Origin of the sequence: Halorussus halobius (assembly GCF_004765805.1) — an archaeon.
Taxonomy (GTDB): Archaea; Halobacteriota; Halobacteria; order Halobacteriales; family Haladaptataceae; genus Halorussus; species Halorussus halobius.
The window spans coordinates 845,710-868,367 of record NZ_SBIU01000003.1; the positions used below are offsets into that span (position 1 = coordinate 845,710).

23 protein-coding genes are annotated in these 22,658 nt (G+C 70.8%); 10 read left to right on the plus strand and 13 right to left on the minus strand.

Going from position 1 to position 22,658, the window contains the following annotated elements:
* Nucleotides 1-257 precede the first annotated feature (257 nt).
* On the minus strand, nt 258-548 hold the full coding sequence (locus EPL03_RS11020) for a transcriptional regulator (RefSeq protein WP_135829359.1): 291 nt from the start codon (nt 546-548) through the stop codon (nt 258-260).
* A 444-nt stretch (nt 549-992) separates the two neighbouring features.
* Here EPL03_RS11020 and EPL03_RS11025 point away from each other — a divergent pair, with 444 nt between their 5' ends.
* Complete coding sequence (locus EPL03_RS11025; RefSeq protein ID WP_135829360.1) at nt 993-2,234, plus strand: DUF7115 domain-containing protein; 1,242 nt, start codon at nt 993-995, stop codon at nt 2,232-2,234.
* Between the two features lie 87 nt (nt 2,235-2,321).
* Here EPL03_RS11025 and EPL03_RS11030 read toward each other — a convergent pair whose 3' ends face one another.
* Nucleotides 2,322-2,753, minus strand: a complete 432-nt coding sequence (locus tag EPL03_RS11030; protein ID WP_135829361.1) for a DUF5830 family protein — start codon at nt 2,751-2,753, stop codon at nt 2,322-2,324.
* A gap of 545 nt (nt 2,754-3,298) precedes the next feature.
* On the opposite strand from EPL03_RS11030, the gene EPL03_RS19990 reads away from it, so the two are divergent.
* A complete protein-coding gene (locus EPL03_RS19990) occupies nt 3,299-3,442 on the plus strand; it encodes a hypothetical protein (protein WP_168216237.1) in 144 nt (47 codons plus the stop codon).
* 33 nt (nt 3,443-3,475) lie between these two features.
* Here the strand turns inward: EPL03_RS19990 and EPL03_RS11035 are convergent, their stop codons facing one another.
* The 5 genes from EPL03_RS11035 to EPL03_RS11055 all read right to left on the minus strand — a co-directional run bounded on the left by EPL03_RS11035 (nt 3,476) and on the right by EPL03_RS11055 (nt 8,842).
* Nucleotides 3,476-3,838 (minus strand): CGCGG family putative rSAM-modified RiPP protein, encoded by a 363-nt coding sequence (locus EPL03_RS11035; protein ID WP_135829362.1) that lies wholly within the window; start codon nt 3,836-3,838, stop codon nt 3,476-3,478.
* Nucleotides 3,839-3,938: 100 nt separating this feature from the next.
* On the minus strand, nt 3,939-6,194 hold the full coding sequence (locus tag EPL03_RS19995; RefSeq protein ID WP_168216238.1) for a DUF7827 domain-containing protein: 2,256 nt from the start codon (nt 6,192-6,194) through the stop codon (nt 3,939-3,941).
* A 246-nt stretch (nt 6,195-6,440) separates the two neighbouring features.
* The gene (locus EPL03_RS11045) at nt 6,441-8,138 is read right to left on the minus strand and encodes a potassium channel family protein (RefSeq protein ID WP_135829363.1); all 1,698 of its coding nucleotides are present in this window, start codon (nt 8,136-8,138) and stop codon (nt 6,441-6,443) included.
* Nucleotides 8,139-8,164: 26 nt separating this feature from the next.
* Entirely contained in the window at nt 8,165-8,488 is a 324-nt protein-coding gene (locus EPL03_RS11050; protein ID WP_135829364.1) for a nucleoside triphosphate pyrophosphohydrolase, read from the minus strand.
* Between the two features lie 72 nt (nt 8,489-8,560).
* Nucleotides 8,561-8,842, minus strand: a complete 282-nt coding sequence (locus tag EPL03_RS11055; RefSeq protein ID WP_135829365.1) for a winged helix-turn-helix domain-containing protein — start codon at nt 8,840-8,842, stop codon at nt 8,561-8,563.
* A 94-nt stretch (nt 8,843-8,936) separates the two neighbouring features.
* Here EPL03_RS11055 and EPL03_RS11060 point away from each other — a divergent pair, with 94 nt between their 5' ends.
* Together EPL03_RS11060 and EPL03_RS20740 are read left to right on the plus strand one after the other, a co-directional pair.
* Nucleotides 8,937-10,310: an aryl-sulfate sulfotransferase gene (locus EPL03_RS11060; protein WP_210424960.1), complete on the plus strand. Its 1,374-nt coding sequence runs from the start codon at nt 8,937-8,939 to the stop codon at nt 10,308-10,310.
* A 26-nt stretch (nt 10,311-10,336) separates the two neighbouring features.
* Nucleotides 10,337-10,522, plus strand: a complete 186-nt coding sequence (locus EPL03_RS20740) for an HVO_2523 family zinc finger protein (protein WP_135829366.1) — start codon at nt 10,337-10,339, stop codon at nt 10,520-10,522.
* Between the two features lie 260 nt (nt 10,523-10,782).
* On the opposite strand, the gene EPL03_RS11070 is transcribed toward EPL03_RS20740, so the two are convergent.
* Complete coding sequence (locus tag EPL03_RS11070; protein WP_135829367.1) at nt 10,783-11,430, minus strand: TVP38/TMEM64 family protein; 648 nt, start codon at nt 11,428-11,430, stop codon at nt 10,783-10,785.
* Nucleotides 11,431-11,656: 226 nt separating this feature from the next.
* Here EPL03_RS11070 and EPL03_RS11075 point away from each other — a divergent pair, with 226 nt between their 5' ends.
* Complete coding sequence (locus tag EPL03_RS11075) at nt 11,657-13,372, plus strand: MBL fold metallo-hydrolase (protein ID WP_135829368.1); 1,716 nt, start codon at nt 11,657-11,659, stop codon at nt 13,370-13,372.
* 30 nt (nt 13,373-13,402) lie between these two features.
* Here EPL03_RS11075 and EPL03_RS11080 read toward each other — a convergent pair whose 3' ends face one another.
* The gene (locus tag EPL03_RS11080; protein ID WP_135829369.1) at nt 13,403-13,696 is read right to left on the minus strand and encodes a PadR family transcriptional regulator; all 294 of its coding nucleotides are present in this window, start codon (nt 13,694-13,696) and stop codon (nt 13,403-13,405) included.
* Between the two features lie 296 nt (nt 13,697-13,992).
* Here EPL03_RS11080 and EPL03_RS11085 point away from each other — a divergent pair, with 296 nt between their 5' ends.
* Together EPL03_RS11085 and EPL03_RS11090 are read left to right on the plus strand one after the other, a co-directional pair.
* Nucleotides 13,993-14,919, plus strand: a complete 927-nt coding sequence (locus EPL03_RS11085) for a glycosyltransferase family 4 protein (protein WP_135829370.1) — start codon at nt 13,993-13,995, stop codon at nt 14,917-14,919.
* Between the two features lie 190 nt (nt 14,920-15,109).
* A complete protein-coding gene (locus EPL03_RS11090) occupies nt 15,110-15,904 on the plus strand; it encodes a glycosyltransferase family 2 protein (RefSeq protein ID WP_135829371.1) in 795 nt (264 codons plus the stop codon).
* A 30-nt stretch (nt 15,905-15,934) separates the two neighbouring features.
* Here EPL03_RS11090 and EPL03_RS11095 read toward each other — a convergent pair whose 3' ends face one another.
* The gene (locus EPL03_RS11095; RefSeq protein ID WP_135829372.1) at nt 15,935-16,972 is read right to left on the minus strand and encodes a Gfo/Idh/MocA family protein; all 1,038 of its coding nucleotides are present in this window, start codon (nt 16,970-16,972) and stop codon (nt 15,935-15,937) included.
* 68 nt (nt 16,973-17,040) lie between these two features.
* The gene (locus tag EPL03_RS20000; RefSeq protein ID WP_168216239.1) at nt 17,041-17,202 is read right to left on the minus strand and encodes a hypothetical protein; all 162 of its coding nucleotides are present in this window, start codon (nt 17,200-17,202) and stop codon (nt 17,041-17,043) included.
* 93 nt (nt 17,203-17,295) lie between these two features.
* Here EPL03_RS20000 and EPL03_RS11100 point away from each other — a divergent pair, with 93 nt between their 5' ends.
* The 3 genes from EPL03_RS11100 to EPL03_RS11110 all read left to right on the plus strand — a co-directional run bounded on the left by EPL03_RS11100 (nt 17,296) and on the right by EPL03_RS11110 (nt 20,165).
* On the plus strand, nt 17,296-17,832 hold the full coding sequence (locus EPL03_RS11100; protein ID WP_135829373.1) for an Ntn hydrolase family protein: 537 nt from the start codon (nt 17,296-17,298) through the stop codon (nt 17,830-17,832).
* Nucleotides 17,833-18,405: 573 nt separating this feature from the next.
* A complete protein-coding gene (locus tag EPL03_RS11105) occupies nt 18,406-18,648 on the plus strand; it encodes an Rdx family protein (protein ID WP_135829374.1) in 243 nt (80 codons plus the stop codon).
* A 344-nt stretch (nt 18,649-18,992) separates the two neighbouring features.
* Nucleotides 18,993-20,165: a tubulin/FtsZ family protein gene (locus EPL03_RS11110; RefSeq protein WP_135829375.1), complete on the plus strand. Its 1,173-nt coding sequence runs from the start codon at nt 18,993-18,995 to the stop codon at nt 20,163-20,165.
* A 61-nt stretch (nt 20,166-20,226) separates the two neighbouring features.
* Here EPL03_RS11110 and EPL03_RS11115 read toward each other — a convergent pair whose 3' ends face one another.
* Together EPL03_RS11115 and EPL03_RS11120 are read right to left on the minus strand one after the other, a co-directional pair.
* Entirely contained in the window at nt 20,227-20,829 is a 603-nt protein-coding gene (locus EPL03_RS11115) for an AN1-type zinc finger protein (protein ID WP_135829376.1), read from the minus strand.
* Nucleotides 20,830-20,974: 145 nt separating this feature from the next.
* Nucleotides 20,975-22,603: a 6-pyruvoyl-tetrahydropterin synthase-related protein gene (locus EPL03_RS11120; RefSeq protein WP_168216240.1), complete on the minus strand. Its 1,629-nt coding sequence runs from the start codon at nt 22,601-22,603 to the stop codon at nt 20,975-20,977.
* Nucleotides 22,604-22,658: the final 55 nt, after the last annotated feature.

Sequence of the window (22,658 nt, forward strand, 5' to 3'; positions counted from 1 at the left end):
TCCGTGGACCGCGCGCCTATCATCCGTAGACTGTACAGAGATGGGCACACGTGTACGCTACCGCTGGCCCCGCGGGTCGGTGGGCCGATATCGCTCGCCCGCAGTGGCCGACGCCGCCCGCGCCGAGTACGGGTTCGTCGAGAAATGCGCCCTGGCACGGGCCGGACGTCCGACCGTCGATGTCCCCCGAACATCGCGCCGTGGTTCGTGCAGCCGAGCGCGCCGTCGCACCCGAACTCGTCGTCCGAGGTCGGCGCTCACTCGATCCGGAACTCGGGTTCGGCGACCGACTCGCTCTTGCACTCGGGGCACCGCGACGGCCGGTTGGCCGGGTCGTCGAACCCGTCGAACCCGCAGTCCCGACACTCCGGCGGCGCGACCAGCAGCCGCTCGTCGGCCTCGGACAGCGACCGGGCGACGTGGCGGACGTGCTCGACCGCCAGCGCCGCCGTCACGTCGAACTCGCGGGCGAGCGAACTCGGCGCGGCGGCGGTCTCGCGGAGGTGGGCGGCGATGCGCTCGCGGGTGGTCTCGTCGGCCTCGCGCATGTGATGGCGTCGGAACCGGGCGGACATAACCCTTTTCGCGGGGGCGTGGACGAGGACAGCCCCGACAAACGATACTCGGCGAAGGGCGACCATCCACCGGTCGCGCTCGGCGAACCAGCCGACGCCTCGGCGGACTGAACGGGCGAGGCGGGGTCACGCGAGCGAAGCGAGTGTGACGTTGTCGGAACTTGCTTCCGACAGGACTCGCGTTCGCGTGGTCGTCTCTGCGGGCCACTATTCGAAGCGGCGAGCGAAGCGAGCCGCGAGAATATCCCGCAGAGCGACCGCGAGCGCGCCGAGGGCGTTCGAGGACGTTGCAGTGGTTGTATCGTCGGAGAACTCGTCGAAGGCGTTCGAGAGCCCCGTTTCCACTCGAACCGACCCGCCGACCACGTCGACTCGCCACCCGGCGGATTTAAGCCGGGGGGCTAAGCATACCTGAGCATGAGCGTTCCCCGCATCGTGCAGTCCGAACTCGACGGCGAACAGGTCGCGGCACAGGTCCCGCTGGGAGGCGAGGACGCCCTGTTCGTGACCCCGACGCGCACGCTGGTCTACCGCGCCGACGGACTCCTGAGCGACGAGTCCGTCGAGGCGTACCCCCACGACGCCGAGCGGATCGAGATATCCGAGGGGCGACGCAAGTCCGCCGTCGAACTCGACTACGGCATCGAAGGCGAGGCGAGGTTCAAGGTCCCGAGCAGTCGGCTCTACGAGGCCCTCCACCCCGTGCTGGCGGGCGTGCTCAACGCCGCCGGCGTGACCGGCCCCGACGAGACGGTGACTCAGACCTACCAGTTCAGCGAGCTCACGCTGGTCATCACCAGCGAGCGCGTGGTCAAACACGTCGGCTCGGCGGTGTGGGACGACGACTACGAGGAGTACCACTTCGCGGACGTGACCCGCCTCGACGTCGAGGAGGGCAGCGTCTCCTCCCAGATTATCATCGAGACCGACGGTCGGCCCCAGCGCATCAAGACCCCGAGCGACCAGACCCGCGAGGTCCGCGAGCGAATCGAGCGCGCGCTGCTGGACTACCACGGCGCGCCCTCCTACGAGGCGTTCGCTCGCGAGCGCGCCCAGGCCTCCGACGACGACCCCGAGGACGAGTCGGCCGACGACGCCGAGGCCGACCAGTCCAGCGCCGACCCGCTGGCCGGCGGCGTCGACCCCATCGACGCGAACCCGCCGGAGCTCGACGACGAGGGCGCTATCGTCGAGGACGACGCGAGCGAGACGGCCGACGAGCAGGCGGAGTCGGCCCCCCAGACTGGCGAGGCGGCGTCCGCGAGCGCCGGAGCCGAGTCGCCGGCCGCCGACGAGCGAGCCCGACGCGTCCCCGACGAGGACGGAGGCGAGGTCGACCCGAGCGACGGCGCGACGGACGCCGACGCGAGCGGACCCTCGACCGGCGGGGAGACGTCCCGCGAGGAAACGGTGGTCGACCCCGACAAGGCGGTCCAGACCGGCGAGCCCGACCGGTCGAGCCCGGAGCCGGGCGAGACCGCGTCCGACAGCGGGTTCGCCGACTCGGGGTTCGAGCCCGCGAGTTCCGAACTCGAATCCGACGACACCGACGAGCAGCTCGCGGCGCTGACCGAGGCGGTCGAGCGCCAGAACGAACTGCTGGCCGAGCAACAGCGCACGCTCGAAACCCTCATCGACGAACTCCGGCGCGGCCGGTGAGCGGGCCGCGTCGGGCGTCGAGCCGTCCCCGGGCTCGGGCTGGCTCCGAGGTCGGACCGCTTTCGGGGCCGAGCCGTCCCGGGCCGGTCAGTCCCGACCGGTGACTTTCCGGATGCACTCGGGACCGAACGGACCGTGTTCGGCCGCGTCGAGTTCGAGGAAGTGACCCTCCGAGATGCTCGCGCCACAGCGCCGACACGAGAACTCGCCCTCCTTGGTGACGACCTCGCTGCCGAAACTGACGTAGGTGCCGCCCGTGGGCCGGACGACCCCGTCCTCGCGCTGGATGACGCCGCGTTTCTCGGCCTCGTCCAGAATCGCCCGCGTGGTCGCCGGGTGGGTGGTGACGGTCTCGATGCGGTCGACCGCTTGTGCGACCGAGAGTTCGGGGTGTTCGAGCTTCGAGAGGAGTTCGACGCCGACCTCGACGGGGTCGAAGTCGTCGCCCGTCGACTCGGCCTCGCCGCTGGTCGCCCGCTCCGCGGGGTCGTCGCTCCCGGCGTCCGCGTCGTCGGCCATTACCCCGGATTGGCTCGCCCCGCGGGTTAAAGCTTGCCGGACGGCGAACGTGGTGAGACCAGCGACGATAACGCTCCGGGAGCGCGAGGTTCCGTCGAGAACTCGTCGGCGCGCGCTGGCCGACTCATCCACGTCGGCGCGCCCCGGCGTCATCGCGCCCTCGGCGCGATTGCTCGGCGGACGCGGTTGTTTCCCGGCGTCTGCGCAAGCGACGTGCGCGCAGGCTCGGCGGACGCGGGTCGTCCGTCGACGTCTCGTCGAACGGAGTGAGACGAGGCTCGTGGACCAACGCTCCACGGCGTCTGCGCGAGCGAAGCGAGACTTGCGGGACGCCCTCGGCGTCCCGCCGGTCTGCGAGCGCAGTTCGCAGGGACCGCAAGCGGTTGGGCGGACGAGGCTGTCGCGGTGCTGTGCGGTCGCGGTGCGGTCTCTCATCGGTCGAGGCAGTAGCTAGCTCCGCGTTGCGGTCGACGACCGGCAAGCGATATCGAATAGCCGACGAACGGGGCCCAAGCACCCAACTGTCCCCGACCCGTAGCCGGTCTATGGCCTACCGAACCACGATTGGATGGTCCCTGCTATCGTCGGGCGTCGTCACGCTCCTGCTCGCGTTCCTCCCGGGCGACTCGCTGTGGTGGGGCGTCGGCCTGCTCGCGGCGGGCATCGCGGTCCTGTTCGTCCGGCAGTGACCCGCCGACGCCACCCGTCGATTTTCGGCCGGGCTACGCGACGTGGACCCGGGTGACGTGACCGCCACAGCCACACTGCTCGACGTACTCCCACGAGGCGTCGTCGCCGAACCGCTCGGCCAGCGCGTCGTACAGGTACGTCTCGGGATGGCCGTGGTCGCCGTGGGTCACGAGGTTGACGTGGTTGCCGGCGGCCGTGTGCTCGACCGCCGTCGCGGCCTGTGCGACCACGAGGTCCCGGTCGTCGGCGTGCTGCGGTTTTTCGAGGTTGGCCGACCACGAGTTGTCGTGGACCCGGTCGGTGATGGGTTCGACGTCCCGGTCGAGGTCCGCGGTGTGCTCCCGGTCGTCGCCGTTCGCGTCGGCGTGGTCGTGGTCTCGGCTACTGGTTCCCATGTCTAAACGAAGGGCCCGGTCGGGCAAAAGGGGCGTTCCGAACACGTTCGCGCCCCGCGGGCGCGGAAGCGCCGCGACAGCGCCGGGCGGACGTCGACGGTCAGTGCCGCCGGGCCGCCAACATCCCGACCGCGAGCAGCACCGCGAGCGCTCCGACCACCGCGGCCGGGCCGAACCCGGGTGCCGGGGCGCTCGCCGCGAGCGCGTCGTCGGTGGTCGTCGCGTCCTCGTCGGCCGCTCCCTCGTCGCCGTCGGCCGCGTCGTCGCCCTCGTCGGGCGTCTCCGCCGCGGTCGTCGTGTCGCCCTCGCCGAGGTCGGCTCCGGCGTCCGCGGCGGTCGTCTCGCCGTCCTCATCGCCGACACCGGCGTCGGCCTCGTCGTCCGCGGCGGTCGTCTCCTCGTCCCCGACGTCTTCGTCCTCGTCGGCAGTCGTCGTCTCCTCGTCCGCGTCGGCAGTCGTCCCGCCGTCGCCCGCCTCGGTGGTCTCGGTCCCGTCCGCGTCGGCCGCCGCGCCGTCGGTCTCCACGACCACGCCCGAGGCGTTGGCCTCGGGGTCGGCGACGTCGACGGTGAAGTTCGTGCCCGGTTGGACGTCCGAGAGGTCGACCGTCACCTCCCACGTGCCGTCCTCGCCGACCGTCGCGGTCCCGCGTCGCAGGAACGGGGCGTCCTGCGTGTTCGAGAGTTCGACGGCCAGGTCGGTGCCCGCCGCGACCGAACTCGCCCCGGAGACGGCGGCGTCGCTCGACGCGGGCACCTCGACGGGTTCGTCGAACGTGACGTTGCGCTCGACCACCGAGAAGTTGGTCGTCAGCGAGGTGGCGTTGCCCTCCTCGACGTAGGGGTTGGCGTCCGAGACAGTGAAGTTGGCCTCGTAGGTCGCGCCCTGCTCCAGCGCGTTCGCGTTGAGCACGAGGAAGAACCGGTCGTCGTCCTCGTCGACCAGCAGGTCGGCCCGGTCGAGGTCGACCTCCTCGGACGGCACGTTGGGCTCGGCTCCCCTGGTCAGCGACGTCGACAGCCCGGTCTCGTTGTCGTTCAGGTCCGAGACGTTCTCGACGTAGGCGTACAGCCCCGACGCCTCCACGCCCACGATGGCCCAGTCCTGGTCGGCGATCCGGTCGTCCCGCGTGGCGACGTCGGTCAACTGGGAGACGCTCCGGACGCTGGCGGACTCCGGTGCGGTCCAGGTCTGGATTCCGCCGGTCTCGCGCTCGGTGAGTTCTATCAGTCCGACGGCCGTCCGCTGGGTCCCGACCGAGACCGCGACGGGGTAGCCCGCGGCGTCGAGCCGGCCCGGAATCGGGTCGGTCAGCAACTGGAAGTCGGTCACGTTGTCCTCGCCGGCCGCCGAGACGCCGGGCGCGTCGCCCGACTGCCCGGCCCGGTAGGTGTCGAACTCGACGGTGGCTTCGCCGTCCTCGTCGCCGTCGACGACGGTGAACCGCGAGTGGTAGCCCACGTCCGCCGAGCCGAGGTCGACCGTCGCCTCGTCGGTGCCGTCGAACGTGACGTTGAACCGGACCACGTCTCCCCGGTTCTCGACCGGCGACTCGTCGTCGAGCCCGGCCTCGCCCGCCATCGGCTCGGTCACGGTTATCGCCGCGGTGTCCTCGGCGGTGCCGTCGGCGGCGGCGACGGTGACCTCGTAGGTCCCCGGCTCGACGCCGCTGAAGTTGGCCCGGAGCAGGTCGTCGCCGCTGACGTTTCGCTCGACGACCGCGCGGTCGTCGCCAGCTCGCGCGGCCGAGAAGGCGTCCGCGAGCTCAGAGGCGTTCAGCTCCTCTGAGAACAGCGAGACGCGGTAGCCGGCGCGGTTGGACTCGAGCCGGAGGTCGGTCCGCGCGTCGGGGTGGTCGTCGTTCCGGACGATGTCGTCCTCGAAGCTGGCGTTGAGCGACTGGGCGGCAATCTCGAAGCTCGCCTCGCTCGCGTCGCCGACGCGCTGGGCGTCGCCGTTCTCGAAGACGACCGGGCGGTCCTGTTCGTCGACGACGACGAACCGGCCGTCGAGCCCCGAGGTGCCGACGACCGCCGAGCCGTTCCCGGCGAGCAACACCTCGGTCACGAGCCCGCCGACGTCGCCGTCCTCCAGCTCGCGGACGGCCCAGACCTCGCTGGCGTTGTCCGCGCCGGCGGTGAACTCGAGGAACTGCCCCTGCCAGAACACGTCGCCGGAGTCGACGGCCGCGTCGGCCAGCTCGTCGTCGCCTTGCTGGTACGCTCCGGCGTTCGATTCCTGCTGCGTCGATTCGGCGTCCGACGTCGGCGCGTTCGACGCGACTGCTCCCGAGAGCCCCGCCGTGGCCGCGCCGACGACGAGGAGTGCCGTCAGTAGTAGACTCGTTCGTGTCATGGATTTCCCCCAACTGCCCCCACCGCGATGCCCGCCCCGAGGGCGGCGTGCGCGGGTTCTCGTCGGCACTTCGACGAAATTCGCCAAGTATCTTGCGCCGGTATCGGGAGCTTGCGTTCGAGCAAAGGCAGCCTATGCCGACCGACGCCCGGATACCGGCCGGACCGCCGCGAGTAACGAGGGCCGACCGACGGCGCTTCGGCCCGACCCGCGACGCCGGGGTCCGACCCGCGACCTCCCGACCGACTACTGGGCCAGCGACGCGAACCGCTCGACGGCCTCGTCGGTGCCCGCGACCACCACGTCGTCGCCGCGTTCGAGCCGGAAGCCCGGCCCGACCGTGGTGTGGACCTCGCCGTCGCGTTCGACCGCGACCACGGTACAGCCGGTGCGGGAGCGCACGTCGACGTCGCCGAGCGTCCGGCCGGCCAGCGCGGGCGCGACGGTCCGGACGATCTCTATCTGCTCGTCCATCGAGACGACCTCCTCCCGGTCGAGGACGGTCGAGGCCAGCATCCGGCCCGAGACGGTCGCCAGCGCCAGCACGTAGTCCGCACCCGCGCGGTATATCTTCCGGACGTTCTCGGTCTCCTCGGCCCGGGCCAGCACCTCGACGTCGGGGTTGAGGTCGAGCGCGACCAGCGTGCCGAACCCGGTGACGGTGTCGTCGGCCACCGCGAGCACCACGCACCGGGCGTCCTCGATGCCGGCCTCGACCAGCGTCTCGGGGTCGGTGGTGTCGCCCACCACGTCCACGCCGGGCTTGTCCTCGACGTCGACCACCGTGTAGGGGACGTTCGCGGCCGCGAGTTCGGCCGTGACGACCGACCCGACCTCGCCGTGTCCGACCACGACGACCCGTCCGCGCCCGGGCGTCCGGGTCCGCGAGCTGGTCAGCTCCGCGAGGTGGTCTATCTCGGGGCGTCGCCCCGCGACCAGCAGGACGGTCCCGTCGCCGAGTTCGAGGTCGGGCGAGGGCGGCGCTTCGAACTCGCCCTGTATCCACGCGCCGACGACGTTCACGCCGGTTCGCTCGCGGATCGCGCTCTCGGCGAGCGTCGCGCCGGCGAGGTCGCTGTCGCGCTGGACCGAGAGTTCCGCCACCTCGAAGTCCTCGCCGACCTCGACGGCGGCCTCCGTGGGGTGGTGGTCGTCCGCCCCGTCAGCCCCTCCCTCCTCGCCCCCGGCCGTCCAGCTCCCGTCGAGGTCGGTCGAGACGGTGGTCGTGACCTTCCCGGCGAGGCGCTCGCCGAGGAGTCCGCGGGGCGACAGCACCTCGTCGGCCCCCGCGAGTTCGTGGTAGGCGGCGAGGTCGGGGTCCTCGACCATGCTGACCACGCGCACGTCGGCGGCCGCCTCCCGGGCGGTCAACACGACGCTCACGTCGACCTCGTCACCCGCGTCGGCGACCAGCGCGGTGGCCGCACCGAGATTGGCGGCTCGGAGCGTCTCGACCGACTCGGGGTCGCCGTGGAGGACTGCGTGGCCCGACTCGTGGAGGTCGACCGCCCGGTCGCGGTCGGGTTCGACGACCACGTAGGGTACGTCCCGGCCGGTGAGTTCGGCGATCAGCGCCTCGGCTCGCGGCGAGTACGTACAGACCACGACGTGGTCCTCGACCTCGTCGAACGACGACGGGAGCGTGGTCGAGAGCGCGTCCTCGAACAGCGGGACGACCAGCACCGGCAGCGCCATGAAGATGAGCACCACGCCGGTCAGGTCCATCACCATCACGAACACGTTCATCTCGGGGGTCGACCACGGCGCGTCCGACCCGTACCCGGTCGTGGTGAACGTCTCGACGACGATGCGAAGCGAGTGGTAGAACGGCTCGGGGTCGTTCTCGAAGGCGGTCATGCCGTAGTCGTAGGCCACGGCGAACCCGAGCATGACCGCCGCGAGCGTGCCGAGGTAGTAGAGCGTGCGGCGCTTCCACGTGTCCATCGCCCGGGAGTTTTCGGGTCAGCGGTTTAGCCCTTCGGGACCGACTCCACGCGCTCTAGGACGATTCCCTCGGCGAAGCCGCCGCGTTCGTCGGTCTTCTCCTCGCGGTGGCGCGCGACCGTCTCGGGGTCGACGTCCTCGGTCTCGCGTATCGCCTCGACGACGTCCAGTACGTCGGCGAGTTCCGCGAGGTCGCCCGACTCCCGGAACTCCGCCGCCTCCTCGCAGAGCTTTTCGCGGAGCCGTCGCCGATACTCCTCGCCCTCGGCGACGTGAGTCACGGGCGTCTCACCGCTCTCGCGCACGATATCGGGTATCTCGTCGCGGACGAGCTTGTCGTACTCGGGCACGGGAAAATCGGTACGCGACGCGAACAAAGTCGTTTCGGCTCGTCGGAACTGTCGGGGATTAGACGATCGGAATCAAACCGCTTCCGCGCTCTCGGCCGCGCGCTCGCCGGTCTGTAGACACTCCTCGACCGCGTCGGCGAGGACGTATATCTGCTTGCGGGCGTCGGGGATGTACACCCGCTCCTCGACGACGTCCTGTTGCTTGAGCCGCTTGATGGAGCTCCGGACGGTTCGGGGCGACAGCCGGGTCCGGTCGCTGATCTCGCCCTGCGTGAGGGGTTCGTCGGCGTATTCGAGGACCTTTACGACCAGCTTCGCGCTCGGCGGGGCGTCGTCGTCGAGACAGTCGGACATCGTGTCCGGAACGTGGGCCGCCAACGGATTATACGTTTGCTAACCCGAGTGAAACGGGGTTACGTACAGGTAACCGCCCGGCCGGAAACGGTAGGTGGGCGGGTGGCATACTCCCGGCGACCATGCGACCGACAGCGGCGTCGCGGCCGGCGAGACGGGAGGGAGCGGCGTGACCTCGCCGGTCCGCCGGGGACTCGCGCTCCTCGCGGCCGGGCTGGTGGTCCTCGTCGGGTCGTTCGGGGCGAGCTGGGCGCTCGCGCCCGAGGTCGACACCGCGTCGTCCGGCGACGAGGAGTCGAACGGGACCGCAGTGCTGGTCGGCGTGCAGGGCCCGGGACCGAACGGCAACGTCACCGCGCTCGACGCCGACGGCGACGTGCGCTGGAGCGTCGGCGACATCATCAGCTACCAGAGCGTCCAGACGCTGGACAACGGGTCGGTGCTGGCGACGTTCGCGGCCGGGGGCTACGACGACTGCGGGCCGTACGACCCGCCGTGCAAGCGGACCGGCGTCCGAATCATCGACCCCGGTACGGCGTCTTCGGCCGACGATTCCAAGGTGGAATCGTCGGCCGACCCCGAGGTCGTCTGGCAGTGGAGCTATCCGGTCCGGACCCGCGAGGACAGCGAGGTCCACGACGCCGAGGTGCTGCCGTCCGGGAACGTGCTGGTCGCCGACATGGAGTTCGAGAGCGTCTTCGTCTTCGACCCAGCGACCGGCGACCGGGAGTGGACGTGGAACGCCAGCGAGTTCTACGACGCGCCGGCCGACCCGACCCGCGTCGACTGGCTCCACCTCAACGACGTCGACGCCATCGGCGAGGACCGATTCCTGGTCTCGATCCGCAACGAGAACCAGCTCCTCGTGGTCGAGCGCGGCGAGGGCGTGGTCGAGGTGATAAACGAGGACGGCGACGAGGACCTGCTGAACCAGCAGCACAATCCGCACTGGCTCGACGACGGCGCGGTGGTAGTGGCCGACTCCGAGAACCACCGCGCGGTCGAACTCCACCGCAACGGGACGACCGGCGAGTGGGAGGAAGCGTGGTCCGTCGCGTCGGCCGGCGGCCTCGCGCTCGACTGGCCCCGCGACGCCGACCGACTGCCCGACGGCAACACCCTGATAACCGACAGCCGGAACAACCGCGTGGTCGAGGTGAACGAGACCGGCCGGCAGGTCGCAAGCTACGCGGTCCCCTCGCTGCCCTACGAAGCCGACCGGGTTCCCCACGGGGAGTCGCCCGGCGAGCCCTCGCCGGCGCTCCCGCGGAGCGGTTCCGCCGGAACGGCCGGTAGCGGGCCCGAAGAGCGGCTTCCAGTCCTTTCGCCGGTGCTGGCCGGGGTTCGTCACGCGGTCGCACTCCCGTTCTGGGTGTCGGAGGGCCACGTCCTGGCGGTTGGCGTCGCGGCCGCGCTCTGGGCGTGGGGCGGCTATCTGCTGGTGCGGGCGGGCATAGAGAAGAGTTGATGGCGCTGGCGGTGGGACGGTCCGCCATGAGCGACGCGGGCGACGCGCGGGGCGGCCGAGACGAGTCCGAGGGCGACGGACGGGCCGAGTCGAACCCCGATCGGGGCGGCCGGCCGTGCCCCGTCTGCGGGGAGCCGCTGTACTCGCGGCACTGCAAGTACGTCTGTCCGCAACACGGCGTGGTGTACGACTGTAGCGACACGTTCTACTGAGGCGGAGTCACGGGGACAGCCGCCGGCGAGTCGCCGTGAGGACGCCGACTCGGCGAGGGGTCGACCGGCGGTACTTCCGCGCCGCGCTCCGCCACGAGGGCGTCCTGTACACCTCGGCCGCGCGCGCCGCCGAGCAGGTGGGAAGACGACGGCGCGTGGCGAGTCGGCGGCGCGCTTCCGAGTCCGGACACGCTGTACGGCCGCTACGTGAACCCCGCGTGGACCGACGAGTAACCGACGCGCGACGCCACGCGACCGGCCTACCGTCGAGCGCTCACCGCGCGATACGCCGGCCCCGCGAGCAGCGCGACCGCGAGCGCGCCGGCCGCGACCAGCAGCTCCCAGCCCACCGCCGACAGCCCGCCGGTCGAGAGCCGGGTGAGCGAACTCCCGGCCAGCACGGCCGGGACGGTCCACGGGACTTCGCCGACCGCCGTGCCGACGACGAACGCGCGGGTCCGCACCCCCGACAGCCCCGCCGCCGCCGAGACGGGGTCGGAGGGCGCGGGCGCGAGCCGGGAAGCCACCATCCCGCGGAGGTCGCCGGTCGCCGCGAAGAAGCGCTCGCCCGAGTCGCCGAGTCGCGCGACCAGCCCCGACCCCTCGCCGACGTACCGCGCGGCGAGGAAGGGGAGACACGCGCTGGCGGTCGTGCCCGCGAGCGCGACCGGGACCCCGACCACGGGGCCGTAAGCGAACCCGACCAGCACCGCCACGAACGAGGTTGGCCACGCGAACAGCGGCCGGACGAGGTAGACCCCGACCAGTAGCCCGCCGAAGACGGCGGGCCGGTCCGCGAGGTCGCGGGCGAGTCGGACCAGCGGCTCCGGGCCGGCGAGCAGGCCGGCGGCCGCGACGACGCCGACCAGAGCCAGACCGACGGCCTGCCGGCGGGCGAACCCGGTCATCGCGGAGGGGTTTTCGTTCGTCGGGTAACTGCCTTCGGGTTCGCGGTAGCGTTCGGGTCGGTCCAGTTCGAGTGGGAAGAGTCCGCGAAAGTCGTCGTTAGATTCATCCAGAAATGTCGATAATACAGCTAGTCGGCGGTGCGCGCAGCAAAGCGTTTAGGTTCCCCCGGCATATCTTCGAGAATATGCCAACTGGCGAGGCACGGAGACGTGCGCGTGGTCGACGGTGGGGCTGACCTACCAGCACCTCAACCCCACCTCGGGCGGCGGGTCGTACCTGCTCCGGTTCCCTGACGCGGTCCGCGAGCGCACGCCGTGTCTCCTCGTCGACTCGGGCGTCGGCGTCGACCTCGACGCGGCGCTGGCCGACGACGACTACCTCGCCGCGGCGTTGCTCACTCACGCCCACCTCGACCACTACGCCACGCTCGCCGAGTCGCTGCGCGACGGTGCCCCGGTGTACGCCGCCGCCGCGACCGCGGCGGTCCTCGACGACGTGCTGGCCGAGGGCGAGAAGAACTACGACATCGGCGCGGTCGAGTCGGTCCTCGACGCGGTGGTGCCGATAGACGGCTGGGAGACCGTCGTCTCTGACGTGGAGGTCGCGCCGGTCCCGGCGGGCCACGCGCCGGCGGCGGCGGGCTTCGTCGTCCGGTTCCGCGACGGGTCGCGAACCAACCACGTCCTGTTCACGGGCGACTTCACGGCCCGACCGGTGGCAGGCTACCCCGGCCTCGACGCCGACCTCCCGTTCGATATCGACGTGCTGTTCGCGAACGTCTCGACCGCCGGCGACTTCGAGGAGACGCTCTCGGAGGCGCTGTTCACGGTGGTCGAGCGCGCTCGGGCCGGGTCGTCGGTGCTGGTCACCGCGAGCGCGCTGACCGGCGTCCACGTCGCCTACCTGCTGGGCCACCTCGGCGAACGCGTCGGCGCTTCCGTCCCCGTGAGGCTGGTGGGACAGGCCGCCAAGCTCTACGCCGACCTCGGCTACGACGTGCCCGACGTCGACGCGGTCCCGGTGTTCGACTCGCCGGGCGACGTGCTCGACCGGGACACCGTCACCGTGGCCGGCCCCGAGGTCCCTTCCGCGGGGAGCGCCCGCCGGCTGTTCGAGGCCATCGAGGACGACTCGGCGGCCACGCTGGTCCAGGTGACCGGCGGCGCGACCGACCCGGTCGGGACCGCCGGCTGCACCGTGTACGACTACGAGGTGGTCAACCACCCCGCGAGCGGCGCGGTCGACGCCCTCGTCGAATCGCTCGACCCCATCCACGTCGTCGCCGGCCACGGCCCCGACCGGGAGATTCGGTCGTTCCGGGGCCGGTACGACGAGCGGTTCGTCTGGGCCGGTTCCGACGACCGCGAGCAGACCCTCTACGGCGACGGCCGGTGGTCGCCGCCGCCGTGGCTGAGCGAGCCGGCGGTCAAGTCAATCCGGGCCCGCGACTGGCGGTCGAACGGCGTCCGGTCGGGCGAGGCGGTCACGGACGGCGACGGCTTGCCCGCGGTCGCGCGCGACGGGGCGGTCGACCTCGACGCCGAGGGCGTCGAAGTCGGGCGGTTCGAGGCTCGCTTCGGCGACGCGGACGAGGACGCGACGGGTGCGGTCGCCGGTGAGCCCGACGACGCCGAGCGAGCTTCCGCGGCGGAGTCGGGTGCCGACGACCTCGCGGCCGACAGCGGGTCGGCTCGGGGGGCGAGTCCGCCCGACGCCGACCACCCCGCCGTGGCCGACGCCGAGACGTTCCGGAGCGAGGTCCTCGGCCGGCTGGACGCGCTCGAATCGACGGTCGGCGGCGACGCTTACCGGGCGCGTGTCGCGGACGCCGGCGGGGACGTGACCCTGCTCAGGCTCTTAGAAGAAGCGGACCTCGACCACGGCGAGGAGCTGACGGTCGTCGTCGCCGAGCCGGACGGGGAGCGGTCGGTCGACGGATAGAACTGCGGGACGGCGGCGAGCGGGCGGGACCTACGCGGAGACGGAGGGCGTCGCGTCGAGGTGGCCCTGCTCCCACTCGCGGCGGGCCTCGATCTCCCGACGACCCCGGTCGGTCAGGGCGTAGTAGTTGGTGCGGCGGTCGAGTTGCCCCTTCTCGACGAGGCCCTTGTCGACGAGGGTATCGAGGTTGGGGTAGAGCCGGCCGTGATGAATCTCCTTCTCGTAGTACGATTCGAGTTCCTCCTTGACGGCCAGCCCGTGCGGTTCGTCTTTCCCCGCGATGGCGTACAGCAGGTCCCGCTGGAACCCAGTCAGGTCGTGCATGAGTTACGCTAGACGATAGTTTTTCTGTAATTATAAATTTGGTGGCCACAAAACCGAACGTTCGTCGGAACCGATTCTCAGCTTATTTTTCACGCCAACGGTCCCCAACGAGTGTCGAGTTTACTCGTCGCCCGCCGGGTCAGGTGCCGCATAACAAACATCGGTCGGGGGCAACGTCGGTGACGAGCGCCCGGACCGCGCCGGTCCGGGTCGAACGACACCATGAACTCGCGCACGAACACGCCGACTCGGGTCCGCCAGCACAGGCCAGCGGGAGACGCGCTCGGGGTGACCGGATGAACGTCCTCAACCTCGTGTCGAACGCGAACGCCCGGTTCTTCGAGGAGCAGACCCGGGCGCTCGAACGACGCGGCGTCGCCTGCGAGACGTCGACCCCGCCGGGCGACCACCTCGCCCGCGAGGACGTGACCGAGCGGTCGGTCGGCGACTACCTCCGGTTCGTCCCGCAGGTAGCACGGGAGTCGCTCGCCGGCTACGACCTCGTCCACGCCAACTACGGGCTGACCGCGCCGATGGCGCTCGCGCAGGTCCGACTCCCGGTCGTGGTGTCGCTGTGGGGGTCGGACCTGTTCGGCCGATACGGCTGGCTGTCGAGGCTGTGTGCCCGCTACTGTGACGCGGTCATCGTGATGTCCGAGGACATGGCCCGCGCGCTCGACCGGCCCTGCCACGTCATCCCCCACGGCGTCGACCTCGAGAAGTTCGCGCCCCGGCCCAAGGACGCCGCGCGCGCCGAACTCGGCTGGGACCCCGACGCGCGCCACGTCCTGTTCCCGTACCCGCCGAGCCACGAGGTGAAGAACCACCCGCGCGCCCGCCGAGTGGTCGAGCGCGCGGGCGACCGAATCGCGGCCGACGCGACCCTCCAGGTGGTGTACGGCGTCGCCCACGCCGAGGTGGCGACCTACATGAACGCCGCCGACGCCCTGCTGTTGACTTCCGACCACGAGGGGTCGCCCAACGCCGTCAAGGAGGCGATGGCGTGCAACCTCCCGGTCGTCTCGACCGACGTGGGCGACGTGCGCGAGCGCCTCGCCGGCGTCTCGCCGGCCACCGTCTCGGACCGCGACGACGAACTGGTCGACGGCCTCGCGGACGTGCTGGCCGACCCCCGGCCCTCGGACGGCCGAGAAGCAGTGCGGGACATCAGCCTCCAGCGGATGGGCGAGCGCATCGAGGGCGTCTACGAGTCGGTGGTGTGAGCGCGAGCCGACCCCGACCGCCGCCGGAGCCTCGCCCCGTTCTTGGGTCCCGATAGCGTCCGCCTGTACGCCCGATAGCGCCCGCCTCGTGTTCGACAGCGTCCGCCTATAGCCGCCCAAACGCGGGCTACCGCGGGTCAGGCGCTGGAGAACAAAGTGCGCACGGGCGGTCGAATGACTCGACCGAATCATGAGTCTACAGGCCGCCGAGGGCGGACGCGACGGCGCGACCGTCGACGAGCCGCTGGACGACGCCCGCGTCGTCGTCGGCATCCCGGCGTACAACGAGGAGAACGGCATCGGAAGTACCGTCCTCGGCGTCAAGCGCTACGCCGACGACGTGGTGGTCGTCGACGACGGGAGCACCGACCGGACGCCCGCCATCCTCGAACAGGCCGACGTCACCGTCCTGCGCCACGAGCGCAACCGGGGCAAGGGAGCCGCCGTCCGGACCCTGTTCGCCCACGCCCAGCGGACCGACTGCGACGCGCTGGTGGTGCTCGACGGCGACGGCCAGCACGATCCCACCGACGTCCCCCGACTCGCGGGACCCGTGGTCGACGAGGAAGCCGACGTGGTGGTCGGGAGCCGCTACCTCGACGGCGGCGAGGACGACGAGACGCCGCTCCACCGCCGACTCGGGCAGTTGCTGCTGGACTTCGCCACCGCTCGGGTGACCGGGTCGGAGCTCACGGACACCCAGAGCGGCTACCGGGCGCTCTCGCCCGACGCGCTCGACGCCATCTCCATCACCACCGACGGGATGGGCGTCGAGTCGGAGATGCTCGACGCCGCGACCAGCGAGGGGCTGACCGTCACCGAGCGCCCCATCGACGCCCGGTACGACGAGCTCGACGGACAGACCCACAACCCCATCCGGCACGGCCTCGCGGTGCTGGCGTTCCTCGGGCGACTCGCCAGCCGCCGAGGGTCGTCCTCGGAGTCGACCGGCGACGCGCGGTCGCGGCCGTCCCGGGAGCGCTGACGGGGAGTCCCCGACGCTCCGCGTCCGGCGTCAGTCGGGCTCCACGTCCACCCGAGCGCCCGTCCTCGCGGACTCGTAGGCCGCCTCGGTCAGGGCGGTCACGGCCAGCGCGTCCCGGGCGGTCGCGGGCGGGCGCTCGCCGGTCGCCACGCAGTCGAGAAACGCCTCGGCCTTGTTCCGGACGGTCTCGCTGTCGACGAACGGGACGACCGTCGCGCCGTCCGACTCGACCGTCGAGAGTTCCCGAGCCTCCCACTGCCTGCCGTCGAGGTAGACCGCGCCCGCCTCGTCCCAGACGCGGACGTGCTCCCGGACGCAGGGGGCCTCGCTGTGGACCGCGATGGTGCCGGTCGCGCCGTTCTCGAACCCGACCGTCAGAATCGCCCGGCGGTCGACCCGGCGCTCGTCGTCGGCGAACGCCATCTCGGCGTCGACCCACGCGGGCGAGAGGCCGGTGGTCCACAGCACCGCGTCGACGAGGTGGCTTCCCGTGTCGTAGAGGTTCCCGCCGCCCGAGCGGTCGGGGTCGGTCCGCCACGTCCCCTCGAACTGGGGGAGCCAGTTCTGGGTTATCTCGGCGCTGAGGTAGTCGGGCGAGAGCGCAGCATCCCCGCCCTCCGATTCCCCGCCGTGCCACCGCTCGCGGGCGCGCTGGAACGCCGGATTGAGGTGGCGCTGGTAGCCGACCATCAGCACGCGGTCGGTGGTCTCGGCGCGGTCGGCGAGGTCCCGAGCGCGCCCGAGGTCGGTCGTCAGCGGCTTGTCACACAGGACGTGGAGGTCGCGGTCGAGCGCCGCCGCCACCATCTCGTAGTGGAGCGTGTGGGGCGTCCCCACCAGCACCGCGTCGAGCGGTTCGGCGTCGAGCATCGCGGCGTACGCCTCGTATCTGGACGCCTCGGGAATCCTCAGCGTCTCGCCGGCCTCGCGGCGGGTCCGGGCGTCGACGTCGGCGAGCGCGGCCGGCGTCGAGCGCGGGTCGCGCCGGAACAGTTCCCCGACCGTCGTGCCGATGTACCCACCGCCGACGACGCCGACGCGGACCGGTTCGGACGTAGCGCGGGACATTCGTCCGGTCTCACGACGAGGGCGCTCTTGAGTCGTGGGGCCGCGTCGGGGACTCGTCCGGTCGCCACTCACAGGCGACGGTAGACGAACGGCGACAGGACCGCGGCCAGTCCGGCTCCCGCGAGTATCGGGACGACGCCGGTCGGGTCCGGAGCGAACAGGAACGCGAGGGAGAATCCGACGAACGCCGCGATAACGACCGAGGCGAGGGCTCGGAGCGGGGACTCCATGGCCGTACCACTCCGTCCCCGCGAGATAAACGTGGCGGCGAACTCGGCGCGCCGGCAACAACGCACTTCCGCGCGCCCGTCGTCTCCGCTCGCATGGCAACTATCGTTGGCGTCGAGACCGACGGCGGCGCGGTCCTCGCGGGCGACCGCCTGCGAGTCGAGGAGGGGACTGTCCGGAGCCGGGACGCCCGGCACGTCTTCGACTTCGGCGCGGTCGGCGCGGCGGCGGTGGGCGAGACCGACGCGGTCGAGGAGTTCCGCCGCCGACTCGAAGCCGAGATTCGGTCCCACGACACCGAACACGACGACCCGACGAGCCTCGGCCGACTCGCCACGGTCGCGTCGAACCTCGCCAGCGAGGGCGTCGAGGCCGTCGTCGCGGGCCGCGAGGACGGCCGCGCGCGCGTCCGAGGCGTCGACGCCGGTGGCGGCATCGTGACCGACGACCGGTTCGCGTTCGGGTCGGGCGCGGAGCTCGCGCTCGGCGTGCTGGAGAGTGGGGAGGCCGAGAGCGTGACCGACGCGGCGGAACTGGCCCGCGAGGCCATCGCGGCGGCGGCCGACCGGGACACGGGAACGGGCGAGGAAATCGACGTGTATCGGCTCGAGAGCGAGTCGGAACTGGGGTGAATAAACGTCGTCCCCGTCGACGCGTGCGCTCGGTCAGCCTCCGTGCGTTCTCGCCGGGCCTGTCTGGGTCTGGGACGCGCTATTCTGGTCGGCTTTCGGTCGGCGCGCTGACTCGGTTTCCACGTCGGCGCGTGCTGGCGCGGCCCGAAAGTGGCCGCGACAAAGCGCGCGAGGGAGGGGCCGTGTGGTTGCGGTGCGTTGCGGGTGCGATGCTTTGCGGTCACTCATAGGCTTCGGCGATAGCTAGCTTCCTGTTCGCGCCGACCTCTGCGTAGAGCCGGATTCAAGCTAGCTACTGCTTGAGCCAATGAGTGACCGCAACGGCACCGCATCCGCCCCGCGACGGCGAGCCTCGTCCCTCCCCAGCCTCGGCGAGCGCCTGAAGGCGCTCGCCTCCCTCGCGCGTTTTGGCGGACCACGAGGGTCCGCCAGCGCACGCCGAGTTTCTGGTCCCGTCGCTTGAGCGCAGGTGTTCCCGTCGCTTGGGCGCAGGTGTGGCCAAATCGACGTGACGGGCGTCCGCCGGGACTCACCCCGCTTTTAACTCCGTCCGGACCCAACGCCCGAGCGACCATGACGCAAGTCGAAATCGAATACTGCGTGCCGTGTGGCATGCTCGACCGGGCCCAGGACCTCCAGCACGCGCTGCTCGACGAGTACGGCGAGCGACTCGACGCGGTGGCGCTGGTGACCGGCGACGGCGGCGTGTTCGAGGTCCGCGCGGACGGCGAGCAGGTCTTCGACAAGGACGCCGACGAGTACGACGTCGACGCCATCGTCGAGTCGGTCGGCGAGTACGCCTCGGCGACCGCGTAGGCCGCCGGCCCTTCTCACGCGTATCGACGTCGCACGTTTTCGCTCCCGGCGGTATCGGCCACCCTACGGTCGACCGACGCGGCTCCGAAACCCGCGTCGCGGCCAAGCGGGCGGGCGAGGAAGACGAGACGCGCGCACGGTTACGCCCGACCTGACGCGGAGAGCTATCGCGCGCCCGACGAAACCGTGGTGAGGATTTATCACTACCCCCGTGGTCACCCACGCCGGGGGCTACGAATGAGCGCTACTCAGTACGGGGGTCGAGTCCGAGCTATCGCCGACGCCAACCCGGCCGACCGCGCGAACGACGGCCGTCGACTCGCTCGCGCCGCGGAGGTGCCGGGATGAAGCTCGCGATGATCGGCTTCGGCCAGGCCGGCGGCAAGATAGTCGACAAGTTCATCGAGTACGACCGCCGCACCGGCAGCGAGGCGGTCCGGTCGGCGGTCGCGGTCAACACCGCGAAGGCCGACCTCGTGGGACTCGACTACGTGCCCGAGGCCAATCAGGTGCTCATCGGTCAGTCCAGGGTCAAGGGCCACGGCGTCGGTGCGGACAACGAGCTGGGCGCGGAAATCGCCGAGGAGGACATCGACGAGGTTCAGGGCGCGGTCGACAACGTGCCCATCCACGACGTCGACGCCTTCCTCATCGTGGCCGGGATGGGCGGGGGCACGGGGTCGGGCGGCGCGCCCGTCCTCGCCAAGTACCTCAAGCGCGTCTACACCGAGCCCGTCTACGGGCTGGGCGTCCTCCCGGGCCGCGACGAGGGCGGCATCTACACGCTGAACGCCGCCCGCTCGTTCCAGACGTTCGTTCGCGAGGTCGACAACCTGCTCGTGTTCGACAACGACGCGTGGCGCGAGGCCGGCGAGAGCGTGGGCGCGGGCTACGACCGCATCAACGAGGAAATCGTTCGCCGATTCGGCGTGCTGTTCGGCGCGGGCGAAGTCGCCCGGGGCGACGAGGTCGGCGAGAGCGTCGTCGATTCGAGCGAGATAATCAACACGCTCGGCACGGGCGGGGTCTCGACGGTCGGCTACGCGGCCGAGGGGGTCGAGAACCCCTCGGGCGGCCTGCTCTCGCGGTTCACGAGCGACGGCACCGAGGAGGTCGACTCGACGCACGCCACAAATCGCATCACCAGCCTCGTGCGCAAGGCCGCGCTGGGCCGACTCACCCTGCCGTGCGAAATCGACAGCGCCGACCGGTCGCTGCTCGTGGCCAGCGGTCCGCCGGAGTACCTCAACCGGAAGGGTGTCGAGAAGGGGCGCAAGTGGCTGGAGAACGAGACCGCCTCGATGGAGGTTCGGGGCGGCGACTACCCGACGCCGGGTGCCGAGGAGGTCTCGGGCGCGGTCCTGCTGTCGGGCGTCTCGGAGGTGCCCCGCGTCGAGGAGCTTCAGGAGGTCGCGGTCGACGCCCAGGACGACATCGAGCAGATGCGGGCCGAGAGCGACCAGCGCACGACCGACCTGATAGAGGACGACGACGGCGAACTCGACCCGCTGTTCTGAACGCGACCAGAACGTCGAATCGGGGGGTTCGCTGACCCTACTTCTCCGCACTGGAGTTCTGTCAGAACCACGATGCGGTAGTCAACCAGACCAGAATCAGACCTGCGACGATAGCTAACATCGAGTCGAACATATCCAGCGCAGGGATGATAGAGGACAGTGCGCTTGGAAGGCTGATGTCGTAGCCCTGCAACCGAAACACTGGCTGCACCATCTGGTGAGCACCGTAGAAGAGGACCCCAAATCCCGAGAGTTGAATGGCCGTATAGCCGAGAGTCTTCGCACGCAGTCCAAGAACCTCTACTGAGAAGTGTCTCCGTTGCGTCTTCGGGGAATTCCCGCCAACTGTCGTCTCGTTCTGAATCGACCCGTCGAGCGCGACATCCGGGCTCGAATCGATATCGGACTGTTTCGACGAACCGACGGTCGGCTGGTCTGCGGTCGACTCAGCCTCGGTGGCTCCGATCGTTTGTCGGTCACGCTCGCTACTACTCGCTTCGCGTCTGGTTGCCGCCGTGTCGTCGACAATCGGTTGGTCGGAAGCGTCGAGCGCGAGACAGTCATGCTTCTCAGGGAGAGTGTGCCTGCTGCAGGTTTCGCGACCGCAGTAGTTGCAGTTTCGGGTGAATTCGTCGGTATCCCCGCAGACATAGCAACGGCCCATGGTACAATCTTCCCTAGCGTCTAAAGTTAATTATTCGGGTCGAACAAGATGTCGGCCGTGGATCGCTCAGTTCTCCTCTGGTGCGATATATGACCGTGTCGAATCCCGGGGTGCTCCCACCAACGTCCGACCGACGACTGGGATTCTATGTCATCGGGCTCGGGTGTGCCAGCGACCCGGCCCCTCCCGAATCGCCGTCCAGCGCCTCGAAGACGATGACGCCGTCGTTCTCGAACACGGTCCGGTAGGTCGGCGAGAGGTGCATCGACATCGCCAGTTTGCTGGTGCGGCGATACTCCATCCCCCGGACCGTGAACTGGCCCTTCGGCAGGTAGACGTAGTCGGTCTCGACGCCGGCCGACGAGAGGGTCTGGCGCATGCAGGTCGCGCTGTTGCACGACGAGACGTCCCGGAACAGGTCGAGTTGGCGGTCGTAGGGCTGTTGGCCCTTCCACTCGACGCCCCACGGCCCGACCAGCATCGTGCGGCGGGTCTGTTGGGGGAACCACTCGGCGGCGTCGCCCTGCACGACGAACGTGGCGCTCGAATCGGTCTCGGCCCGGACCCACTCCATCGCCGCGACGTCGTCGCGGTCGATGAATTGCGGGAGCGAGGGGTTGCCGGCGTGGGCGTTCGCGGCCCCGGTGGCGTACGTCGCCCCGCCCGCGAGGCCGACGACCGTGAGCGCGACCAGCGTGACCGTGACAGCGCTCCGGCCGTCGACCGACAGCGAGGTCTCGCGCCGGAGCCACGGCGCGACGCCCTCGAACAGGACCGTCGCGAGGACGAGCGCGCCGACGGTGGCCGACAGTCGCGGCTTGCCGAACGCCAGCACCACCGCGACGAACCAGACCGGGAGGAAGTACCGACCGTCCTTCAGGAGGTACGCCACGCCGGCCACCGGAGCCAGCATCCACAGTTGGTCGAGCGGTAGGCCGCCGAGACCGCCCGACAGCGCCGCGAGTTCCGCGAGGCCGCCGCCGATGCCGCCGTGGGTGCCGGCCGCACCGGTGAACACGTCCGCGCCGTGGTGGGCCATCACCTGCGTCCACCACGGGGCCGCCAGCGCGAGCCCGCCGACCCCGACGAACGCGCCCCGCGCGAGCCCCTGGAGCGTCCGGTCGAACCGGACGAACAGCAGGACGTACGACAGGACGAAGAACGCGGTGTACAGCGGGTGGGTCAGCACCGTCAGCCCGAACAGCACCAGCGAGGGGACGAGCCAGCGCCGGTCGCGGTAGCGGTAGACCCGCAGGCCGGCGTAGACGCCCGACAGCGCGAACAGGAACGCCGGCGCGCGGACGATGCCCCCGGCCGAGATGTGCCACCGGAGCGCGGGCGGACTCACCGCGACCACCAGACACGCCAGCGCGGCCTGGGGCCGGGAGTCCAGCAGGTCCCGGCCCAGCAGGTACAGCGGCACGAGGTACGCCACCGTCACCAGCCCCGGGAGGAACCGGGTGATCGCGATGGGGTCGAGCCCGGTGAGGTCACGGATGGCGGCCACGACGTAGAACATCAGCGGCGGGTACGCGAAGGGGACGCCGCCCGCGGTGTAGTAGGGGATGGTCTCGGGGAGCGCGTAGCCCGCCGCCGATATCTCCTCGGCGACGAGGAGGTACAGCCCCGCCCCGAACGAGGGGTAGGCGTGCGACCGCAGGTAGGCGTACGCCACCACGAGCCCCGAGAGGAGCGCGGGCGCGAGCCAGAGCAGTTCCCGCGTGAGTCCACCCTCCCGTACCGTCGTCTCGTGTGCGAGGTTCTGTTCGGTCATGTCGGGGTTCCCGCGTCCGGCGGTCGGCCGCCGCGTTCGGTCGCCGTCCCGGGTT